This is a genomic window from Rhodoferax sp., from assembly GCF_028689295.1.
In the GTDB taxonomy this organism is placed as follows: domain Bacteria; phylum Pseudomonadota; class Gammaproteobacteria; order Burkholderiales; family Burkholderiaceae_C; genus Rhodoferax.
The window spans coordinates 37,396-56,172 of sequence record NZ_JAQTWL010000014.1 but is presented as its reverse complement, the minus strand read 5'-3'; the positions used below and the strand labels follow the sequence as shown (position 1 = coordinate 56,172).

The 18,777-nt window shown below is 61.3% G+C and carries 16 protein-coding genes; 3 read left to right on the top strand and 13 right to left on the bottom strand.

The features are described 5' to 3' along the window. Positions 1-139: 139 nt before the first annotated feature. The 4 genes from tldD to tyrS form a co-directional block, all read right to left on the bottom strand. A complete protein-coding gene (tldD, locus tag PHF15_RS12305) occupies positions 140-1,600 on the bottom strand; it encodes a metalloprotease TldD (RefSeq protein ID WP_300121479.1) in 1,461 nt (486 codons plus the stop codon). 170 nt (positions 1,601-1,770) lie between these two features. Beyond that, a complete protein-coding gene (rodA, locus tag PHF15_RS12300; RefSeq protein ID WP_300121477.1) occupies positions 1,771-2,925 on the bottom strand; it encodes a rod shape-determining protein RodA in 1,155 nt (384 codons plus the stop codon). Between the two features lie 9 nt (positions 2,926-2,934). Further along, positions 2,935-3,411, bottom strand: coding sequence for a D-aminoacyl-tRNA deacylase (gene dtd / locus PHF15_RS12295; protein ID WP_300121476.1), 477 nt, complete (start codon positions 3,409-3,411; stop codon positions 2,935-2,937). Positions 3,412-3,433: 22 nt separating this feature from the next. Then, on the bottom strand, positions 3,434-4,678 hold the full coding sequence (gene tyrS, locus PHF15_RS12290) for a tyrosine--tRNA ligase (RefSeq protein WP_300121475.1): 1,245 nt from the start codon (positions 4,676-4,678) through the stop codon (positions 3,434-3,436). 141 nt (positions 4,679-4,819) lie between these two features. Between tyrS and PHF15_RS12285 the strand changes: the two genes are divergently transcribed. Together PHF15_RS12285 and PHF15_RS12280 are read left to right on the top strand one after the other, a co-directional pair. Further along, complete coding sequence (locus tag PHF15_RS12285) at positions 4,820-6,208, top strand: M23 family metallopeptidase (RefSeq protein ID WP_300121544.1); 1,389 nt, start codon at positions 4,820-4,822, stop codon at positions 6,206-6,208. A gap of 21 nt (positions 6,209-6,229) precedes the next feature. Next, positions 6,230-7,345 carry an anhydro-N-acetylmuramic acid kinase gene (locus PHF15_RS12280; protein ID WP_300121474.1) on the top strand — a complete coding sequence of 372 codons (1,116 nt, stop codon included), beginning with the start codon at positions 6,230-6,232 and terminating at the stop codon, positions 7,343-7,345. Between the two features lie 8 nt (positions 7,346-7,353). Here the strand turns inward: PHF15_RS12280 and erpA are convergent, their stop codons facing one another. From erpA to rplM, 3 genes are all read right to left on the bottom strand, one after another. Next, positions 7,354-7,719, bottom strand: coding sequence for an iron-sulfur cluster insertion protein ErpA (gene erpA, locus PHF15_RS12275; RefSeq protein ID WP_300121473.1), 366 nt, complete (start codon positions 7,717-7,719; stop codon positions 7,354-7,356). A 174-nt stretch (positions 7,720-7,893) separates the two neighbouring features. Then, on the bottom strand, positions 7,894-8,286 hold the full coding sequence (gene rpsI, locus PHF15_RS12270) for a 30S ribosomal protein S9 (RefSeq protein ID WP_300121472.1): 393 nt from the start codon (positions 8,284-8,286) through the stop codon (positions 7,894-7,896). 10 nt (positions 8,287-8,296) lie between these two features. Further along, positions 8,297-8,725, bottom strand: a complete 429-nt coding sequence (gene rplM, locus PHF15_RS12265) for a 50S ribosomal protein L13 (RefSeq protein ID WP_296492998.1) — start codon at positions 8,723-8,725, stop codon at positions 8,297-8,299. A 168-nt stretch (positions 8,726-8,893) separates the two neighbouring features. Here rplM and rlmJ point away from each other — a divergent pair, with 168 nt between their 5' ends. After that, complete coding sequence (rlmJ, locus tag PHF15_RS12260) at positions 8,894-9,784, top strand: 23S rRNA (adenine(2030)-N(6))-methyltransferase RlmJ (protein ID WP_300121471.1); 891 nt, start codon at positions 8,894-8,896, stop codon at positions 9,782-9,784. 32 nt (positions 9,785-9,816) lie between these two features. Here rlmJ and PHF15_RS12255 read toward each other — a convergent pair whose 3' ends face one another. From PHF15_RS12255 to PHF15_RS12230, 6 genes are all read right to left on the bottom strand, one after another. Further along, positions 9,817-16,065, bottom strand: coding sequence for an excinuclease ABC subunit UvrA (locus PHF15_RS12255; protein ID WP_300121470.1), 6,249 nt, complete (start codon positions 16,063-16,065; stop codon positions 9,817-9,819). Positions 16,066-16,132: 67 nt separating this feature from the next. Beyond that, a complete protein-coding gene (locus PHF15_RS12250; RefSeq protein ID WP_300121469.1) occupies positions 16,133-16,768 on the bottom strand; it encodes a 2-hydroxychromene-2-carboxylate isomerase in 636 nt (211 codons plus the stop codon). Beyond that, positions 16,765-17,016 carry a DUF1289 domain-containing protein gene (locus PHF15_RS17010; protein WP_366520615.1) on the bottom strand — a complete coding sequence of 84 codons (252 nt, stop codon included), beginning with the start codon at positions 17,014-17,016 and terminating at the stop codon, positions 16,765-16,767. The genes PHF15_RS12250 and PHF15_RS17010 overlap by 4 nt, the downstream gene beginning before the upstream one ends. Beyond that, on the bottom strand, positions 17,013-17,528 hold the full coding sequence (locus tag PHF15_RS12240) for a YbaK/EbsC family protein (protein ID WP_300121468.1): 516 nt from the start codon (positions 17,526-17,528) through the stop codon (positions 17,013-17,015). Before PHF15_RS12240 ends, PHF15_RS17010 begins: the two co-directional genes overlap by 4 nt. After that, positions 17,528-18,436 (bottom strand): hydroxymethylglutaryl-CoA lyase, encoded by a 909-nt coding sequence (locus tag PHF15_RS12235; protein ID WP_300121466.1) that lies wholly within the window; start codon positions 18,434-18,436, stop codon positions 17,528-17,530. The genes PHF15_RS12240 and PHF15_RS12235 overlap by 1 nt, the downstream gene beginning before the upstream one ends. Before the next feature lie 33 nt (positions 18,437-18,469). After that, a complete protein-coding gene (locus PHF15_RS12230) occupies positions 18,470-18,769 on the bottom strand; it encodes a HigA family addiction module antitoxin (RefSeq protein ID WP_300121465.1) in 300 nt (99 codons plus the stop codon). Between the last annotated feature and the right edge of the window lie 8 nt (positions 18,770-18,777).

Sequence of the window (18,777 nt, the reverse complement as noted above, 5' to 3'; positions counted from 1 at the left end):
TTGCCGGCGGTTTTTGGGAGATCAGGACGTTTGGATCAGCTACGTTCAGAACTCTCTACCGCCGGCGGCGCTTGAGAACCAAAAATAGCCAAAGAAAAAAGTAACTGACTTCATGGGTGTGGAATGTAGCACAGTTGCCTCAGGCCGTTCCGCCCACCGTCAGGCCATCAATCCGCAGCGTGGGCTGACCCACACCCACCGGCACGCTCTGGCCTTCCTTGCCACAGGTACCGACGCCGCTGTCGAGCTTCATGTCGTTGCCGATCATGCTGACGCGCTTGAGAACTTCCGGCCCGCTGCCCACCAGCGTGGCGCCTTTAACTGGGTACAGAATCCTACCGTTCTCAACCCAGTAGGCCTGGCTGGCCGAGAAGACGAATTTTCCCGAAGTGATGTCCACCTGGCCACCGCCAAAGTTGGTGGCGTACAGGCCTTTTTTGATGCTGGCCACAATTTCTTCCGGGCTCTTGTCACCGCCAAGCATATAGGTGTTGGTCATGCGCGGAATCGGCACATGAGCGTAGCTCTCGCGGCGGCCGTTACCCGTCGGATTGACCCCCATCAGGCGGGCATTCATGGCGTCCTGGATGTAGCCTTTGAGAATGCCGTCCTCGATCAGCACATTGCGGCCACTGGCATTGCCCTCGTCGTCAACATTGAGCGAGCCACGGCGGTCGCTGATGGTGCCGTCGTCCAGCACTGTGACACCCTTGGCCGCCACGCGCTGGCCGATGCGGCCGCTGAAGGCGCTCGACCCCTTGCGGTTGAAGTCACCCTCCAAACCATGGCCAATCGCTTCGTGCAACAATATGCCAGGCCAGCCAGAACCTAGCACCACCGTCATTTCACCGGCCGGGGCCGGGCGCGCTTCCAAGTTGGTGAGCGCCGCCGAAACAGCTTCATCGACATACTGGCCAATCAGCGCATCATCAAAATAGGCGAAGCCAAAACGGCCGCCGCCACCGGCCGAACCGACTTCACGGCGGCCTTTTTGTTCGGTGATCACGGTCACGCTCAAACGCACCAGCGGTCTCACGTCGGCAGCCAGGGTGCCGTCGGCACGCGCAACCAGCACCACGTCGTATTCGGCAGCCAGACCGGCCATGACCTGCGCCACGCGCGGATCCTTGGCGCGCGCCAACTGCTCCACTTTTTCCAGCAGTTTGACCTTGGCCGTGCTGTCCAGGCTGGCAATCGGGTCCAGTCCGTTGTACAGGGAGCGCGAAGATGCAATTTTTTTGGTCGCCACCTTCAAGCGCCCGGACTGGGCCACTGTCGAGATGGAGCGCACCGTGCGGGCGGCATCCAGCAACGAGGCCTCCGAGATGTCGTCGGAATAGGCAAAGGCAGTTTTTTCACCACTAACAGCGCGAACACCCACACCCTGGTCAATGGAAAACGAACCGGTTTTGACGATGCCTTCTTCCAGGCTCCAGCCCTCCGAGCGGGTGTATTGAAAGTACAGGTCAGCCTCATCCACCTTGTGCGCCTTGATCTCGGCAAGCGCCCGGGCCAGGTGCGATTCGTCCAGCCCAAAAGGGGTGAGCAGCAGGGATTTGGCAACGCTTAAGCGTTCAAGGGTGGGTTCGCGTGAAATCATCGAGCGATTTTAGGGCTTGGGGTCAAAAGAGCATGTTCAGCGTGAGACTCAACCACTTTAACCATGCGGTAACAGCCAGCATCCGAAAAAATGTTGAGGAAAAGGGAAATCTCAATCACTTGAGGACAGAGCAAATTTGCCGTGCAAATCTTGGTCTGTCCCGCAGAGTATCAGGACTGCACCAGCCGTTTGGATTTGGCGATCGACATCAATATGCCCAAGCCCAGCCCCAGCGTGACCATGGCTGTGCCGCCGTAACTGATGAAAGGCAGTGGCACGCCCACCACCGGCAAAATGCCGCTGACCATGCCCATGTTCACAAACGCGTAGCAAAAGAAAATCATCGCCATGGCGCCGGCCAGCAACCGCGTGAACATGGTGGGCGCCTCCAAGGCGATCACCAGCGCGCGCAGCACAAGAAAGAGAAAAGCAGCGATCAACAGCAGATTGCCAATCAGACCGAACTCTTCCGAAAATGCCGCAAAAATGAAGTCGGTGGTGCGCTCCGGAATGAATTCCAGATGGGTTTGCGTGCCCTGCATGAAGCCCTTGCCCCAAACCCCGCCGGAGCCGATAGCAATCATGCCCTGGATGATGTGAAAACCCTTGCCCAGCGGGTCGCGCCCGGGGTCAAGCAGCGTGCACACGCGCTGCTGCTGGTACTCGCGCAACAGGGGCCAACTGACGCCGTCGGCGCACAACTCGGGTTCGAACATCATCAGCAGCGTGATGCCAAGCAAGCCCAGAAACAGGGGTGGCGCCACCAGCTTCCAGCTCAAGCCGGCAAAAAAGATCACCGACAAGCCCGCCGCCAGCACCAGCAGCGATGTGCCCAAATCGGGCTGTTTCATGATCAGGCCCACGGGCAGCGCCAGCAACAAGCCGGCCACCAGAAAGTCAAGCGGCCGCAACTGGCCTTCGCGCTTCTGGAACCACCAGGCCAGCATCAGTGGCATGGCGATTTTGAGGATTTCACTGGGCTGAATCGTCATGCCCAGGTTGAGCCAGCGCCGGGCACCTTTTTTGGTGATGCCAAATACCGCCACTGCAATCAGCAACGTGACACCCAAGATATAGAGCGGTACCGCCAAGGCCATCAGGCGCTGCGGTGGCACCTGGGCCACCACGAACATGATAAAGCCGGCAATCAGCATGTTGCGCGCATGGTCCTCAAAGCGCGTGCCGTGGTCGTAGCCCGAGGAATACATGGTCAGCAAGCCCGCGCACACCAGCATGAACACGGCGAACGCAAGCGGTCCGTCAAACCCGGAAAACCAGGGCGAGAGGCGACGCGACAATGAAGGACGTTCAAAAACCAGCGGCATGGGGCGCGATTATGACGGAGCGCCATCGGCCGGCAGCACCCGCAAGGGGATCGTCACCGGCCCGTCGTTGACCAAGCTCACCTGCATGTCAGCGGCAAACTCGCCGGTTTGCACCAGCGGGTGCAGCAAGCGCGCCTGCGCCACAAAATAGTCATATAAACGCTTGCCTTCTTCGGGTGCAGCCGCCGCAGTAAAGCTGGGCCGGTTGCCCCCCGAGGCATCGGCCGCCAGCGAGAACTGGCTCACCACCAGCAGGCCGCCAATCTGCCCTGAACCGTCCAGGTTTTGCAGGCTGTGGTTCATCTTGCCCGCCGCATCGCTGAAGATGCGCAATTTCAGAATTTTGGCCAGCAGCTTTTCGCTTTGCGCATTGCCGTCACCGCGCTCGGCGCACAGCAGCACCAGCAAACCGGCACCGATTTCGCCGACGACCCTGCCGGCCACTTCGACACGTGCCTGGCGCACGCGCTGCAACAAAGCCATCATGCCTGGGTGGCCTGAGCGACGATCAAGCCAGCGTCACGCGGGCAAACTTGCGCTTGCCCACTTGCAACACGTAAGCTCCCGCACCGAGCTTGAGGCCCTTGTCGCTCACCACGCCTGAATCTACCCGCACGCCGCCGCCATCGATCAGCCGGTTGCCTTCGCCGCTGGAGGCCGCCAGCCCCGCCATTTTGAGCAGCGCAGCAATGCCAACAGGCCCGCCACCGTCGCCCAGCGGCAGCGTCAGCTCGGCAATTTCATCGGGCACGCCGCCCTTGCTGCGGTTGATGAAGTCTTGCTCGGCCGCTTCAGCCGCCGCCGCCGAGTGAAAGCGCGCGGTGATTTCCTTGGCCAGCGCCACCTTGGCGTCCTTGGGATTGCGCCCGGCGGCCACTTCGGCCTTCAGCGCAGCAATGGCGGCCTCCGACTTGAAACTCAGCAGCGTGTACCAGCGCCACATCAGCACATCGGAGATGCTCAGCACCTTGGCAAACATGGTGTTGGCGTCTTCAGAAATGCCGATGTAGTTGTTCTTGCTCTTGGACATTTTCTCGATGCCGTCCAGCCCTTCGAGCAGCGGCATGGTCAGGATGCACTGCGGTTCCTGGCCGTATTCGGCTTGCAGATGGCGACCCACCAGCAGGTTGAATTTCTGGTCGGTGCCGCCAAGCTCCAGGTCGCTCTTGAGCACCACGCTGTCGTAGCCCTGCATCAGCGGGTACAAGAACTCATGCACACTGATCGGGGTGCCGGCATGGAATCGGTCGTGAAAATCATTGCGCTCCATCATGCGCGCCACGGTATAGCGCGCTGCCAGTTCGATCATGCCGCGCGAACCCAGGGTGTCGCCCCACTCGCTGTTGTACCGAATCTCGGTTTTGGACGGATCCAGCACCATCGAAGCCTGGCGGTAATAGGTTTGGGCGTTGACCTCGATTTGCTCGCGGGTGAGCGGTGGTCGCGTGGTGTTGCGCCCGGACGGATCACCGATCAGGGTGGTGAAGTCGCCGATCAAAAAGATGACTGTGTGCCCCAAATCCTGCAACTGGCGCATTTTGTTGAGCACCACCGTGTGGCCGATGTGAATGTCGGGCGCGGTGGGATCCAGGCCCAGCTTGATGCGCAGCGGCGTGCCGGTGGCCTCCGAGCGCGCCAGTTTTTTCAGCCAATCATCTTGGGGAATCAGCTCTTCGCAGCCGCGCAGCGTCACGGCCAAAGCCTCTTTCACACGATTGGTCACAATAATTTCTGGCGTTTTGGCGTGTGTCATAAGGGTTTTTCTGGATGCGGCGGAAAGGGCAAGGTTTATACTCGAACCTTGCTTCATCGTGTGATTTTACGTGGGCATCCCCGCTCATATTTTCACAACCGTTGTGTCTTTCAGACAAGCCTCATCCGGGATTCTCTTTTGATCAACCAATTTATTGTCAACGGCCAGGTTTTTTCAAACGCTGCTGCCCGCTGGCTGACACAACATCACAAACGTGTAGCTGCCACCGTGGCAGCCTTGCTGCTGGGCGGTGGCGGTGGCGCTTTCGCCGTGGCATCACTGGCACCAGATGCTGCCGATTTGCCCGTGCGCGAGATGATTGAATCCGTGCAGCCACTGGTCATGACCGACTATAACCATGATGTATCCCCAGTGTTTGTGCTCTACCGCACTGACACCACCCGCACCAATGACACTGCCGACACACTGCTCAAGCGTCTGGGAGTGGATGATGCCGAGGCTGCCGCCTTCCTGCGCAGTGACAGCAATGCCCGGCAGATTTTGCTGGGCCGCAACGGCCGCCAAGTCACCGCAGAAGCCCTGGTTGACCAGCGTCTGAGCAAGCTCACTGCCCGCTGGAGCGCTGACACGGAGGGCCAATTCCAGCGGTTGGTCATTGAGCGCAACGGCAATAATTTCACCTCGCACCTGGAAACTGCGGCCTTGCGCGCCAGCAGTCAGTTGGCCAGCGGCACCATCCAAAGCACCTTGTTCGCCGCCACCGATGAAGCCAAAATCCCCGATGCCGTGGCCGTGCAATTGGCCGAGATTTTTTCTGGCGACATCGACTTCCGTCGATCGCTACGCAAGGGTGACCGCTTTTCAGTGGTCTATGAAACCCTCGAAGGCGACAGCGAGCCGCTGCGCACCGGGCGCGTGCTCAGCGCCGAATTTGTCAACGCGGGCAAGGCTTTTCAGGCCATGTGGTTCGCGGAACCGGCTGCGGGGCAAACCGCTGAGAGGCTGCAAGTGGGCCAGAGCAACAGCAAAGGCGGCTACTACACGCTCGACGGCCAAAGCATGCGCCGCGCCTTCTTGAGCTCGCCGGTTGAGTTTTCGCGTGTCAGCAGCGGATTTTCAATGCGCTTTCATCCCATCCTGAAACAAATGCGCGCCCATCTGGGAACCGACTTTGCCGCCACGACCGGCACTCCCGCGCGCACCGTCGGTGACGGCGTGGTGACATTTTCTGGCGTTCAAAACGGCTATGGCAATGTTGTTTTCATCAAGCATCGCGGCAACACCGAAACGGTTTATGCCCATTTGAGCAAATTGCTGGTGCGCCGCGGTGACACGGTGAGCCAGGGCCAGACCATTGGCCTGGTCGGTTCCACGGGCTGGGCGACCGGACCGCATCTGCACTTCGAAGTCCGCGCCAATGGCGTGCAGCACGACCCGATGAAATTTGCCCAACAGAGCGAAACCATCCCCGTGGCGGCTTCCGCCAAGCCTGTATTCGAACGCGTGGCACAGCAAACCAAAATCGCCTTGGCGGCCGCGGCCAGCCTGCGGGGCACCAGCGCGCAATAATCCTGCTGCCGGAGGCCATCTGTGGCTGAACTCTTCATCGGCCTGATGTCCGGCACCTCGCTGGACGGGGTGGATGGTGTTTTGGCAGACTTCAGCACGTCCGTGCCTGCCGTTCTCGGCCACGCCAGTGCAGCGCTCCCGCCACACCTGAAAGCGGAACTGCTGACGCTCAACCTGCCAGGAGGCAACGAACTGCATCGAGCCGCCTTGGCAGCAAACGCCTTGATGCGAATCTATGCCGGCGTGGTCGAGCAACTGCTCTCCAAAGCCTCGGTGGCGCCTTTTCATATCTCTGCCATCGGTGCGCATGGACAAACCGTGCGGCACCAGCCGCAACGATTCGATGGCAGCGGCTACACCCTGCAACTGGCGAACCCGGCACTGCTGGCCGAACTCACACAAATTGACGTGGTGGCCGATTTCCGCAGCCGCGATGTCGCCGCTGGTGGTCAGGGCGCGCCTCTGGTGCCGGTCTTTCACCAGGCCGTCTTTGGCAAAGCTGGCGAAACGATCGCCGTGCTCAACATCGGTGGCATGGCGAACCTGACCGTGCTGGGCCCCAACCTGGCCGATGATGTGCTGGGTTTTGACTGCGGCCCCGGCAATGCCTTGATGGATGCCTGGTGTCTGCGTCGGCTGGGTCAGCCCTTCGACGCCAATGGCGCCTGGGCGCAGTCGGGTCGGGTACAGCCCGACCTGTTGAGCGCCATGCTGGCAGAGCCATTTTTTGCTTTGCCCCCACCCAAAAGCACCGGGCGTGATTTGTTCAACCGGGAGTGGCTTGAGCGGCAACTTTTTGGATGTGTCAATGTGGCGCCAGCAGATGTGCAAGCAACGTTAACGGAATTGACCGCCAACACCTGTGCCACATGCGTCAAGAACTTCGGGGCAGCCAGTCAACAACTGATCGTCTGTGGTGGCGGCGCCTTCAACGCGCACTTGATGGCGCGCCTGCAAGCGCTGCTGCCCGACCTGGCTGTCAGCCCATCAGACGAACACGGCTTGCCAGCACAGCAAGTGGAGGCCGTAGCCTTCGCCTGGCTGGCCCGCAAAACCACACGGCGCGAAGCGCTGAACCTGCAAAGCATCACGGGCACCCGAGGTGCCCGTGTATTGGGTGCGATTTACCCGCGGTAAGCGGTTGATCAGGCTGAAAAGCTCGAACCGCAACCACAGGTGGTGGTGGCGTTGGGGTTCTTGATGACAAACTGCGCGCCTTGCAGGTCTTCCTTGTAATCAATCTCTGCGCCCACCAGATACTGGTAGCTCATGGCATCGATCAGCAATGACACCCCATTTTTGGTCATGGTGGTGTCGTCGTCATTGGTGATTTCATCGAACGTGAAACCATATTGAAAGCCCGAACATCCGCCGCCCTGCACGAACACGCGCAGTTTCAGGTCGGGGTTGCCTTCTTCGGCGATCAGGTCGGCCACCTTGGCGGCAGCACTGTCGGTGAACAGGATCGGGGCGGGCATGTCGGTTTGAATGTCTTCGGCAACAGCGCTCATGAATTTCTCCATTAATTTATATTTTGTGAATGCTACAGTAATTTGATCAAGTTTTGGATCATTCGTTATTTGCCGCTGGTTGCAGTGTGGGCATTTTTTCGGTTGGAGCGTCCATCAGGATGCAAAAAACCGCCAGAACTTGCATTCGGGCGGTTTTTTGATTGGCAGCGAAAATTAACGCTTGCTGAACTGTTTGCGACGGCGGGCACCGTGCAAACCGACCTTCTTGCGTTCTACCTCACGGGCATCACGGGTCACAAAACCAGCTTTGCTCAGCTCGGACTTGAGTGTTGCGTCGTAGTCGATCAGGGCGCGAGTAATGCCGTGGCGCACGGCGCCAGCCTGGCCCGACTCTCCGCCGCCTGCCACATTGACCATGATGTCAAAGGTTTCAGCGTGGTTGGTCAGCATCAGGGGCTGTTTGCAGATCATGATCGAGGTTTCGCGGCCAAAGAAGTTTTGAATGTCTTTGCCGTTCACGACGATTTGGCCGGAGCCTTTTTTCAGGAAAACACGGGCGACGCTGGATTTGCGACGGCCGGTACCATTGTTCCATTCACCAATCATTTAGAGCTCCTTAAAGTACCAACACTTTGGGTTGCTGGGCAGTGTGCGGGTGCTCTGCACCACCGTACACCTTGAGCTTCTTGATCATGGCGTAGCCAAGCGGCCCCTTGGGCAGCATGCCCTTGACGGCTTTTTCCAAAGCGCGGCCGGGGAATTTGGCTTGCATGTCACGGAAGTTGGTGGAACTGATGCCACCCGGATAACCCGAATGGCTGTAGTAAATTTTGTCCAGCGACTTGGCACCGGTCACGCGCAACTGGGCTGCGTTGGTGACGATGATGAAGTCGCCGGTATCGACGTGAGGCGTGTAAATGGCCTTGTGTTTGCCGCGCAAACGGAGAGCAACTTCGCTGGCTACTCGTCCGAGGACCTTGTCGGTCGCGTCAATCACAAACCACTCGTGCACGACCTCAGCGGGTTTTGCGCTGAAAGTTGACATGAGATTTCTCTTTATTAAAGGAGGGTTTGGCGGGCTCTTTTCTACGGTCGGCGTTCCTCTGATGGGAATCTCTTAGGTAGGGTTTCAAGCTTCGCCGCGGAGCCACAAAAGCGCTGCGAAGCCGGGCATTATACAAAGTTCCTGGCGCCTCGCGGTTAACATTGGTGCATGTTCAGTTATCGCCACGCCTTTCATGCCGGCAACCATGCCGATGTTCTCAAGCACACCACGCTGCTGGCCATCCTGCGCCACATGGCGCTCAAGGACACGGCTTTCACCGTATTCGACACCCATGCCGGCGCCGGTTTGTACCGCCTCGATGGCGACTACGCCAGCACCAGTGGCGAAGCCGGTGAAGGCTATTTGCGCCTGATCGAGAAGCTCGCCAGCATCACACCCACCCCCGCGCTGCAAGACTACCTGGAGACGGTTGCCAGCTTCAACACGCCGGGCAGCCACAAGGTGTATCCGGGCTCGCCCTTCATCATCCAGCGCCTGCTGCGCGAGCGCGACAAGCTCAAACTGTTTGAAATTCATCCCACCGATACCAAAACCCTGTCCTCCAACATCGCCCAACTCGATGTAGGGCGACAGGTGGCCGTGCTGCGCGAGGACGGGTTTGAAGGCATCAAGAAATTCCTGCCACCACCCTCGCGCCGCGCCCTGGTGCTGTGCGACCCGAGTTATGAAATCAAGAACGACTACAGCCGCGTGGTCGATATGGTGGCCGATGCGATGGTGCGGTTTTCTACCGGCACCTATGCCATCTGGTACCCGATCATCCCGCGCCCCGAAGCGCACCAGCTGCCGCGCAAGCTCAAGACGCTGGCGACCAAAGCCGGCAAACCGTGGCTCAACGCCACGCTCACGGTCAAGTCCAGCAAGCTGCTCACCAACGACGAGGGGGACGTCATCCGCCCGGGCCTGCCCGCCAGTGGCATGCTTGTCATCAACCCGCCGCACACGCTGAAAAGCGCCTTGAAGGAAACGTTGAAACAGGTGGCGCAGGTGCTGGCGCAAGACCAGAACAATGCGTTCGAGCTGGAGTCGGGCGGGTAATCCTGCCGCAACCCGGCTAACGGGCTAATGTGTTAACGCGCCAGTACGCCTTTCAATGCCACCCCGGTGTGCGTGCCCAGCGCCACCACGGCTTCGGGCGAGCCCGCTGCCACCACGCAGCCACCCGCGTTGCCGCCCTCCGGCCCGAGGTCCAGCACCCAATCCGCCTCGGCAATCACATCCAGGTCGTGCTCGATCACCACCACGCTGTGACCGCCATCGACCAGGCGGTGCAGCACCTTGATGAGCTTTTCCACATCGGCCATGTGCAGCCCCACTGTGGGCTCGTCCAGCACGTACAGCGTGTGGGGTGCCTTCTGGCCGCGCCGGGTGATGTCGTCGCGCACCTTGCTCAATTCGGTCACCAGCTTGATGCGTTGCGCCTCGCCACCACTCAAGGTGGGTGACGGCTGGCCCAGTGTCAGGTAGCCCAGGCCCACGTCTTTCAGCAATTGGAGCGGATGGGAAATGACCGGCATGGCGGCAAAAAAATCCACGGCTTCGTCGACTTCCATCTGCAGCACATCACCGATGTTTTTGCCGCGCCAGGTCACCGCCTGGGTCTCGGGGTTGAAGCGCGCGCCCTTGCAGGTTTCGCACAACACTTTCACATCAGGCAGGAAGCTCATGGCGATGGTGCGAATGCCCTGCCCTTCGCAACCCGGGCAACGGCCTTCGCCGGTGTTGAAGCTGAAACGGTTCGCGGCATAACCCCGCGCTCTGGCTTCCAGCGTGTCGGCAAAGAGCTTGCGGATGGTGTCCCAAAAACCGATGTAAGTGGCGGGACATGAACGCGGCGTTTTGCCGATGGGGGTTTGGTCGACTTCCAACACGCGGTCCACCGCCTCAAAGCCGGTGACGTCGGCGCAGCCGACCCAGGCGATGGTTTCACCCGCGGCCAACGCATCGCGGCCGGCCTTGGTGCTGCGTTTTTGCACGGCGGCGTGCACGTTGGACAGCAACACGTCGCGCGCCAGCGTGGACTTGCCCGAGCCGCTGACGCCGGTGATGGCGACCAGGCGGCTTAAAGGAATCCTGGCGGTGACGTTTTGCAGGTTGTGCAGGGTAGCACCGGTGACAGTGATCCAGCGCTGTTCTTGGTGGTCCGTGAAATTGGGGTCAGAGCCCAATTTCGATAAAGCTTTCGCCGCTCTCGATGACGGTGGGACGAAATTGGGATCCGACCCCAAATTCACTGCAACGCTGGTCGTCAAGACCATCCGTCGTGGTTTAAGTGGGTGCCGCATCGCGTGCAGCAAATAGCGGCCGGTTTGTGAGTCGGCAGCGCCCTGAATGTCCGCCACCGCGCCTTCGGCCACCAGGCGCCCGCCGCGTTTGCCGGCGCTGGGGCCAATGTCGATGATGTGGTCGGCGTGGCGGATGGTGTCCACGTCGTGCTCCACCACCACCAGCGTGTTGCCCTGGTCGCTCAAGGTCTGCAAGGCACCCAGCAGGATCTGGTTGTCGCGCGCGTGCAGGCCGATGGTGGGCTCGTCGAGCACATAACACACACCCTGCAAATTGCTGCCCAGTTGCGCCGCGAGGCGGATGCGCTGTGCCTCGCCGCCGCTCAAGGTTGGCGCGCCCCGGTCCAGCGTCAGGTAGCCCAGGCCCACCTGCTCCAGAAATTCGAGACGTCCCTTGATCTCGGGGATCAGGTCGCGCGCGATGTCGCTCTCGCGCCCGCTCAGGCGGCCCATAGTTTGCAGTGTTTCGACCCAGCCGCGCAGGTCGCTCACGCTCAGGCGCGCGAGCTCGGTGATGGCAACTCCCGCGACATTGGCCGGTTTTGGCAAGGTCATCGCGAGCGCAGCGTGGCGATCCATGGCCCCATACTGCATGGATTGCCGCGTCGCTTCGCTCCTCGCAATGACGTCACCAGCACCAAACTTCACCGCCCTTGCCGTCGCGTTGAGCCGGGTCCCCTGGCAGGTCGGGCACACGGCATCGACCAGGTCTTCCACCTCGGGCTCGGCAAAGGTCTGCTCACGGCCCTTGTTGTCGTCATCGCGCACCGAGTCGTCAAACACCTTGCGCTGCTCGCGCGTGAGCTTGACACCGGTGCCCACGCAGTCCGGGCACCAGCCGTGTTTGCTGTTGTAACTGAACAGCCGCGGATCAAGCTCGGCATAACTGGTGCTGCAGACCGGGCAGGCGCGCAGGGTGGAAAAAACACTCAACTTGCCAATGCCCGCCGTGGGCGTGCCCGCCTGCATGGCTTCGCTCAAGCCCGCCAGGTCGCTCAGCACATGCACCACACCCTTGCCATGCTGCAAGGCCCGGGCCAGCGCCTCGCGCAACTCCGCTTCCCGTTCCGGCAACACATCGAGGCTGAACACCGGCAGCTCGATGGTGTGCTCCTTGAATCGGTCCAGGCGCGGGAAGTTGGTGGTCGGCAAAAAGTTGCCATCGACCCGCAAATGGGTGAAGCCGCGCGGCCGTGCCCAATCGGCCAGTTCGGTGTAAACGCCTTTGCGGTTCATCACCAACGGTGCCAGCAGGCCGATGTGCTGGCCGCGGAAATTCTTCATCAACTGAGCCGCAATCTTCTCAGGCGTTTGCGGCGCCACCGGCGTGCCGTCATGAATGCAATGCTGGGTGCCGAGCTTGACGAACAGCAGCCGCAAGAAGTGCCAGACCTCGGTGGTGGTGCCCACCGTCGATTTGCGCCCACCCCGGCTCAGGCGCTGCTCGATCGCCACCGTGGGCGGAATGCCGTACACCGCATCGACCTCGGGCCGACCCGCCGGCTGCACGATCGACCGCGCATAGGCGTTGAGCGACTCCAGATAACGGCGCTGGCCTTCGTTGAACAGGATGTCGAACGCCAGGGTGGATTTGCCCGAACCCGAGACCCCCGTGACCACGGTGAACTTGCCGCGTGGAATGTTGACGCTCAAGGACTTGAGGTTGTGCTCGCGCGCATTGATGATCTGGATGCTGTCGGCATTCCCATGGCTGGCCGCTGGTCCGTCATTGCGAGCGAAGCGCGGCAATCCATGACTTCCTGGTTCGCCGCGTCGCTGCGCTCCTCGCGATGACGAAACAGAATCCAGGGGACTTTGACGCCAATGGTTCTCAACATCCCGCACCTCATGCACCACGCCCATTTGCGCGGCGTAGTCGCGCAGCGCCAGCGCGGTGTGCGAGCTGGCGTGCAGCATCACCTCTTCGGGCGTGCCAAACGCCACCACCTCACCCCCGGCGTCGCCGCCTTCGGGGCCCAGGTCAATCAGCCAGTCCGAGGCACGAATCACGTCCAGGTTGTGCTCGATCACCAGCAGCGAATGCCCCGCATCCTGCAGCTTGCGCAGCGCCCGCATGAGTTTGGCAATGTCGTCAAAGTGCAGCCCGGTGGTGGGCTCGTCGAACATGAACAGCACGCCGCGCCTGGCCGTGGGCTGGCGGCTGGCACTGGCGCTTTTGGCGGCTTCAGCAAGGAAACCGGCGAGCTTGAGGCGCTGCGCTTCGCCACCACTGAGCGTGGGCACCGGCTGGCCCAGTTTGACGTAGTCCAGACCGACGTCCATGATGGGTTGCAGCGCCCGCAACACGTCACGGTCGGCCTTGAACAGCGCAGCGGCTTCGCTGACGGTCAGATTGAGGACGTCGGCCACGTTGAGGTGGCGCATGGCCCGAACGGGCTCCGTCATCGCGAGCGCAGCGTGGCGATCCATGGATTGCGGTGGCATGGATTGCCGCGCTTCGCTCGCAATGACAACCGTTCGATCCTCACGCTCAATGGTAATTTCAAGAATTTCCGGCCGGTAGCGCTTGCCGTCGCAATCCGGGCAGCGCAGGTAAACATCGCTCAAGAACTGCATTTCCACATGCTCAAAGCCCGAGCCGCCGCAGGTGGGACAGCGGCCGTCGCCGTTGTTGAAGCTGAATTTGGTGGCGGTGTAGCCCCGCTGCCTGGACAGCGGCGCGTTGGCAAAAATCTCGCGGATGGCGTCCCAGGCACCGACATAACTCACCGGGTTCGAGCGTGCCGTTTTGCCGATGGGGGACTGGTCCACAAACACCACGTCGCTGATCTGCTCGGCGCCCAGCAGGCGCTCAAAGGCGCCCGGCGTCTCGGTGGCCTTGCCGAAGTGGCGCAACAGCGCCGGGGCCAGCGTGTCCTGGATCAAAGTGGACTTGCCGGAACCACTGACGCCGGTGACACAGACCAGGCGCTGCAGCGGAATTTCGACGGTGACGTTCTTCAGGTTGTGGTCACTGGCGCCTTCCAGCAACAACCGTGGCGTGCTGGCGGCCACCAGGCGCTTGAAGCCCATGCCCACGGTCTTGCGCCCGCCCAGGTACGCGCCGGTGAGGGTGTCCGCGTTGCGCAAATCGGCGGTGCTGCCATCAAACACAATCTGGCCACCACGCTCGCCAGGGCCGGGTCCCATGTCGATCATGCGGTCGGCGGCCAGCATCACGGCCGGGTCATGCTCCACCACCACCAGCGTGTTGCCGGCGTCGCGCAGGCGCTGCATGGCTTTGATGATGCGGTGCATGTCGCGCGGGTGCAGGCCGATGCTGGGCTCGTCGAGCACAAACAGGGTGTTGACCAGCGACGTGCCCAGCGCCGTGGTGAGGTTGATGCGCTGCACCTCGCCGCCACTGAGGGTGCGGCTTTGCCGGTCCAGCGTGAGGTAGCCAATGCCCACCTCGCACAGGTATTTGAGGCGGGTGCTGATTTCCTCGAACAGCAGCTTCAGCGCTTGCTGCTGGCCCCGAGGGGCATCCATTCGCGGCGAGGGCACCGCTCCTACAGGGAGTGAGATGGCCGGCAATTTGTAGGAGTCGCGCCCTCGCGACGAAGGCTGTTCCCTGTCGAACAGCCGGGCAAAGAACTGCCGCAGCTTGTCCATCGGCAACTGCATCAAATCATGCAGGCACAAGCCCGGCAGCGCTTCGAGCTGATCGCGGGTCCAGCGCACACCCTGCGGCATGAAGCGTTGTGATGGCGCCAGCACGGCATCGGCATCGACCTTGGAGCCAATGCGCCACAGCAGGCTCTCGGTTTTCAGCCTGGCGCCGCCACAATCCGGGCACTGCGTGTAGCTACGGTACTTGGACAGCAGCACCCGGATGTGCATCTTGTAGGACTTGGTTTCCAGGTATTCGAAAAAACGCTTGACGCCAAACCAGTGCTGGTTCCACTTGCCCTTCCAGTGCGGTGAACCGTGAATCACCCAGTGCTGCTGCTCGGGTGACAGCTTGTTCCACGGCGTGTCGCGCGGAATGCCCTCCGCTTCGGCATGGCGCATCAGATCGTCCTGCGCCTCTGACCAAGCCGGTGTTTGTATCGGTTTGATGGCCCCGGCGCGCAAGGTGAGCTTGTCGTTTGGAATCACCAAGCCGTAATCAACCCCGATAACCCGGCCGAAGCCGCGGCAGGTGTTGCAGGCGCCCACTGCCGAATTAAAGGAAAACATCGACGCAATTGGATCGGTGTAGCGCAGGTTGCTCTCCGGGCAATGCAGGCCGGTCGAAAACTTCCAGATGACGGGCTCCGATGCATCCGCCGGCACATCCAGCAGGTACACCGTCATGCGACCGCTACCGTGTTTGAGCGCCACTTCAATGGCCTCCAGCACACGGGCGCGCTCGGCATTATCCAGCCGGAAGCGGTCCGCCACCACGTCGAGCACTTTGCGCTTTGAGATCGGCTCGGCGGCAGTTTTGCCGGCTTTCTTTTTGTCGACTGTCGTGCTGACCTCGACTTCCACTTCGCGCTCGGCCTGCACCTTGGTGAAGCCACTCACCGACAGCCACTGTTCGACCTCGGCCGGCGTGGCATTGGCGGGCAACTCCACCGGGAACGTGATGGCCAGGCGCGCGTCGCTGTTGCCCACGCGCTGTTGCAGTTCGGCATATATGGTCTCAGGGGTGTCGTGGCGCACCGGCTGGGCCGTGACCCGGTCGAACAAGGAACCGGCGCGGGCAAACAGCAGCTTCAAATGGTCGTTGAGCTCGGTCATCGTGCCCACGGTGGAGCGGCTGGAGCGCACCGGGTTGGTCTGGTCGATGGCAATCGCGGGCGGCACACCCTCCACCTTGTCCACGGCCGGCTTGTCCATGCGGTCCAGAAACTGGCGCGCATAGGCGCTGAAGGTCTCCACGTAACGGCGCTGGCCTTCGGCGAACAGGGTGTCGAACACCAGGCTGGACTTTCCCGAGCCGCTCGGGCCGGTCACCACGGTCAGCTCACCCGTGCGAATGTCCAGATCGAGATTCTTGAGGTTGTGCTGGCGCGCACCGCGAATGCGGATGGTTCCCTGTGACATGAAGGCTTTCCGATTTGTGAGGCAAACATTCTAGGGATGTCCGCCCGCCAAACCCGCTCAAAGGGGCTTAAGCGCGAGACACCCCCGGCGCAATGGCTGCCGCCGCGTCCCACGCGCCCTCAAACCACGCATCGCCCGCCAGATAAGCTCGCAACATGGGCAAGGCATCGAGCCCCCAGAACAATTTGCCATCGACCTCGAAGGTGGGCACACCAAACACACCCTGCGCAATCGCCTCGGCAGTGTTGGCCTTGAGCCGGGTCTTGACTTCGTCGCTGTCTGGCGGGCGTGCCAGCTTCAAGTGCTCGGTAAGCGTCTGCAAGCGCACCGGGTCAGCGGCTTCCAGACCACCCTGCCAGACGTGGCGAAACAAGGTTTCACAGACATAACGGTTGGGCTGCTCTGTCGCACCGCAGGCCAGCGCCAGCCGCAACAAAGCCAGCGGGTTGAACGGGTGCGTGGCCGGCAACTGCAACTCAAGCCCGTGCTGATGCGCCAGCCACAGCACCTGGCGGTAAGTCCACTCGCGCTTGCCCGCGATTTCGGCCGGACCCAGTTGCCCGTGGTGCTTCAGCAAGGCGCCAAACAGCACCGGCTTGTAAGTCACGCTGGTGCTGTGGTCCATCAGCGCCTCGGGCAATTGCTCGAACGCCAGATAAGCGTAGGGCGAGATGAAATCCAGGTAAAAAGTGATGTGCTTCATGATTCGAACTCGGTCAGGCGCGCCTCGATTCGGGTCCAGACGACACGCTTGAATGCGTCATCGGCATTGCCCCACTGGCCAATTTCGTCCAGGGTTCGGAAGCAGCCCTGGCACAAGCCAGTGGCTTCATCCATCTGGCACACCGACAAGCAGGGCGATGGCACCGTCTGTGCAAAGCTTTGCTCGCTGGCGCGGATGTGCCTGGCGCTGGCGGCCAGAAATTTCATGGCTTTTGGGTCGGGACTCAAGGGATTTCTCCTGTCGTCACATCCACCACGGGGGCACCGGTCAGATGCACCAGGTCTGCCGGCTGCAACTTGAAGACACCATGCGGATGCCCGGCGGCCGCCCAGATTTCGTCAAAACGCAGCAGGTCGCGGTCAATCAGGGTGACAGGCGCCACCGCATGCCCCACCGGCGAAACACCGCCAATGGAAAAACCCGTGCTCGCCTTGACAAATTCCGCATCGGCACGCCCGAGCTTTTGCCCGTCCACACAGACCAGCGCCTGCACCTTGGCTTCGTCCACACGGCGGTCGCCCGAGGTGATCACCAGCACGGCTGCCGCATCGGGCTTGCGCTTGAAGATGATGCTTTTGGCAATTTGCCCCAGCGCCACACCCAGCGCATCGGCGGCCTGCTGCGCAGTGCGCGCGGCGTCGTCAAGCAGCACGGGCGGGTGCGGGTGGCCCTTGTCCTGCAAGGCGCGCGCCACCCGCTGCATGCCTTCGGGCAAGGGTTTGAGTTCAGCACCGCACATCAGGCTTGCCGCTTGGTGAACAGCGCCTTGCCCGCGCGCGAGTTGGTCGCCCGGCCCAGAAAGTCACTGATGAACTGGCCGGCATCAATCAGCAAGTCCAGGTCGATGCCGGTCTCAATGCCCATGCCGTGCAGCAGGTACACCACGTCCTCAGTCGCCACGTTGCCGGTGGCGCCCTTGGCATAGGGGCAGCCGCCCAGCCCGGCCACCGAGGTGTCGAACTGCCAGACGCCCATTTGCAGGCAGATCAACGTGTTGGCCAGCGCCTGCCCGTAGGTGTCGTGAAAGTGGCCCGAAATGTCGTTGAGGTCGAAGTGCTTGAGCGTGGCTTCCACCGCGCGCTGCACCTTGAGCGGCCTGCCCACGCCAATGGTGTCGGCCACCCCCACATGCTGCACGCCGATGCCCTTCATCAGCCCGGCCAGGTAGCCCACCCGCTCGGGCGCAATGTCGCCCTCGTACGGACAACCCACCGTGCAGCTCATGGCACCACGCACGTAAATACCCGCGTCGCGCGCAGCCGCCACCACCGGGGCAAAGCGATCAATGCTCTCGGCGATGCTGCAGTTGATGTTTTTCTGGCTGAAGGCCTCGCTGGCGGCAGCAAACACCACGATTTCGTCGGGCTTTGAAGCCAGTGCGGCCTGAAAACCCTTGAGGTTGGGCGTCAGCACCGAATAGCGCACACCGGGCAGTCGGTTGATGCCTGCCATCACCTCGGCGTTGTCCGCCATCTGCGGCACCCACTTGGGGCTGACAAAACTGGTGACCTCGATCTCTGTCAGGCCAGCGGCTTGCAGCCGGTGCACCAGCTCGATCTTGACGGCGGCCGGCACCAGGCTCTTCTCGTTTTGCAGGCCGTCACGGGGGCCGACTTCGACTAATTTGACTCGTTGAGGAATGAACATAAAGAACTCACTGACGTAAATTGACCGGGCGACTCAGGCAGCCAGCAACTGGCAACGGGAAATATGGGAAAGGGCTTCACCCATGGCCTCGCGCGCGACCGCTGTATCGTAGTTGGCTTGGCCGCGAAGCCACCAGCCATCGCTGAGCCCAAAGTACCGACACAAGCGCAGGTCAGTGTCAGCGGTAATCGCGCGTTTGCCCGCCACAATGTCACCAATGCGCTGTGGCGGCACCCCAATGTCTTTGGCCAGGCGGTACTTGGTGAGGCCCAGCGGCTTCAAAAACTCTTCATCCAGCATTTCACCGGGGGAAACAGGGGGAACAGTTCGCATAGTCAATC

What these genes read in the sequence shown, in the direction of transcription:
- tldD (WP_300121479.1), bottom strand. Translation starts at nt 1,600, where the DNA reads ATGATTTCACGCGAACCCACCCTTGAACGCTTAAGCGTTGCCAAATCC.
- rodA (WP_300121477.1), bottom strand. Translation starts at nt 2,925, where the DNA reads ATGCCGCTGGTTTTTGAACGTCCTTCATTGTCGCGTCGCCTCTCGCCC.
- dtd (WP_300121476.1), bottom strand. Translation starts at nt 3,411, where the DNA reads ATGATGGCTTTGTTGCAGCGCGTGCGCCAGGCACGTGTCGAAGTGGCC.
- tyrS (WP_300121475.1), bottom strand. Translation starts at nt 4,678, where the DNA reads ATGACACACGCCAAAACGCCAGAAATTATTGTGACCAATCGTGTGAAA.
- erpA (WP_300121473.1), bottom strand. Translation starts at nt 7,719, where the DNA reads ATGAGCGCTGTTGCCGAAGACATTCAAACCGACATGCCCGCCCCGATC.
- rpsI (WP_300121472.1), bottom strand. Translation starts at nt 8,286, where the DNA reads ATGATTGGTGAATGGAACAATGGTACCGGCCGTCGCAAATCCAGCGTC.
- rplM (WP_296492998.1), bottom strand. Translation starts at nt 8,725, where the DNA reads ATGTCAACTTTCAGCGCAAAACCCGCTGAGGTCGTGCACGAGTGGTTT.
- rlmJ (WP_300121471.1), top strand. Translation starts at nt 8,894, where the DNA reads ATGTTCAGTTATCGCCACGCCTTTCATGCCGGCAACCATGCCGATGTT.
- PHF15_RS12255 (WP_300121470.1), bottom strand. Translation starts at nt 16,065, where the DNA reads ATGTCACAGGGAACCATCCGCATTCGCGGTGCGCGCCAGCACAACCTC.
- PHF15_RS12250 (WP_300121469.1), bottom strand. Translation starts at nt 16,768, where the DNA reads ATGAAGCACATCACTTTTTACCTGGATTTCATCTCGCCCTACGCTTAT.
- PHF15_RS12240 (WP_300121468.1), bottom strand. Translation starts at nt 17,528, where the DNA reads ATGTGCGGTGCTGAACTCAAACCCTTGCCCGAAGGCATGCAGCGGGTG.
- PHF15_RS12235 (WP_300121466.1), bottom strand. Translation starts at nt 18,436, where the DNA reads ATGTTCATTCCTCAACGAGTCAAATTAGTCGAAGTCGGCCCCCGTGAC.
- PHF15_RS12230 (WP_300121465.1), bottom strand. Translation starts at nt 18,769, where the DNA reads ATGCGAACTGTTCCCCCTGTTTCCCCCGGTGAAATGCTGGATGAAGAG.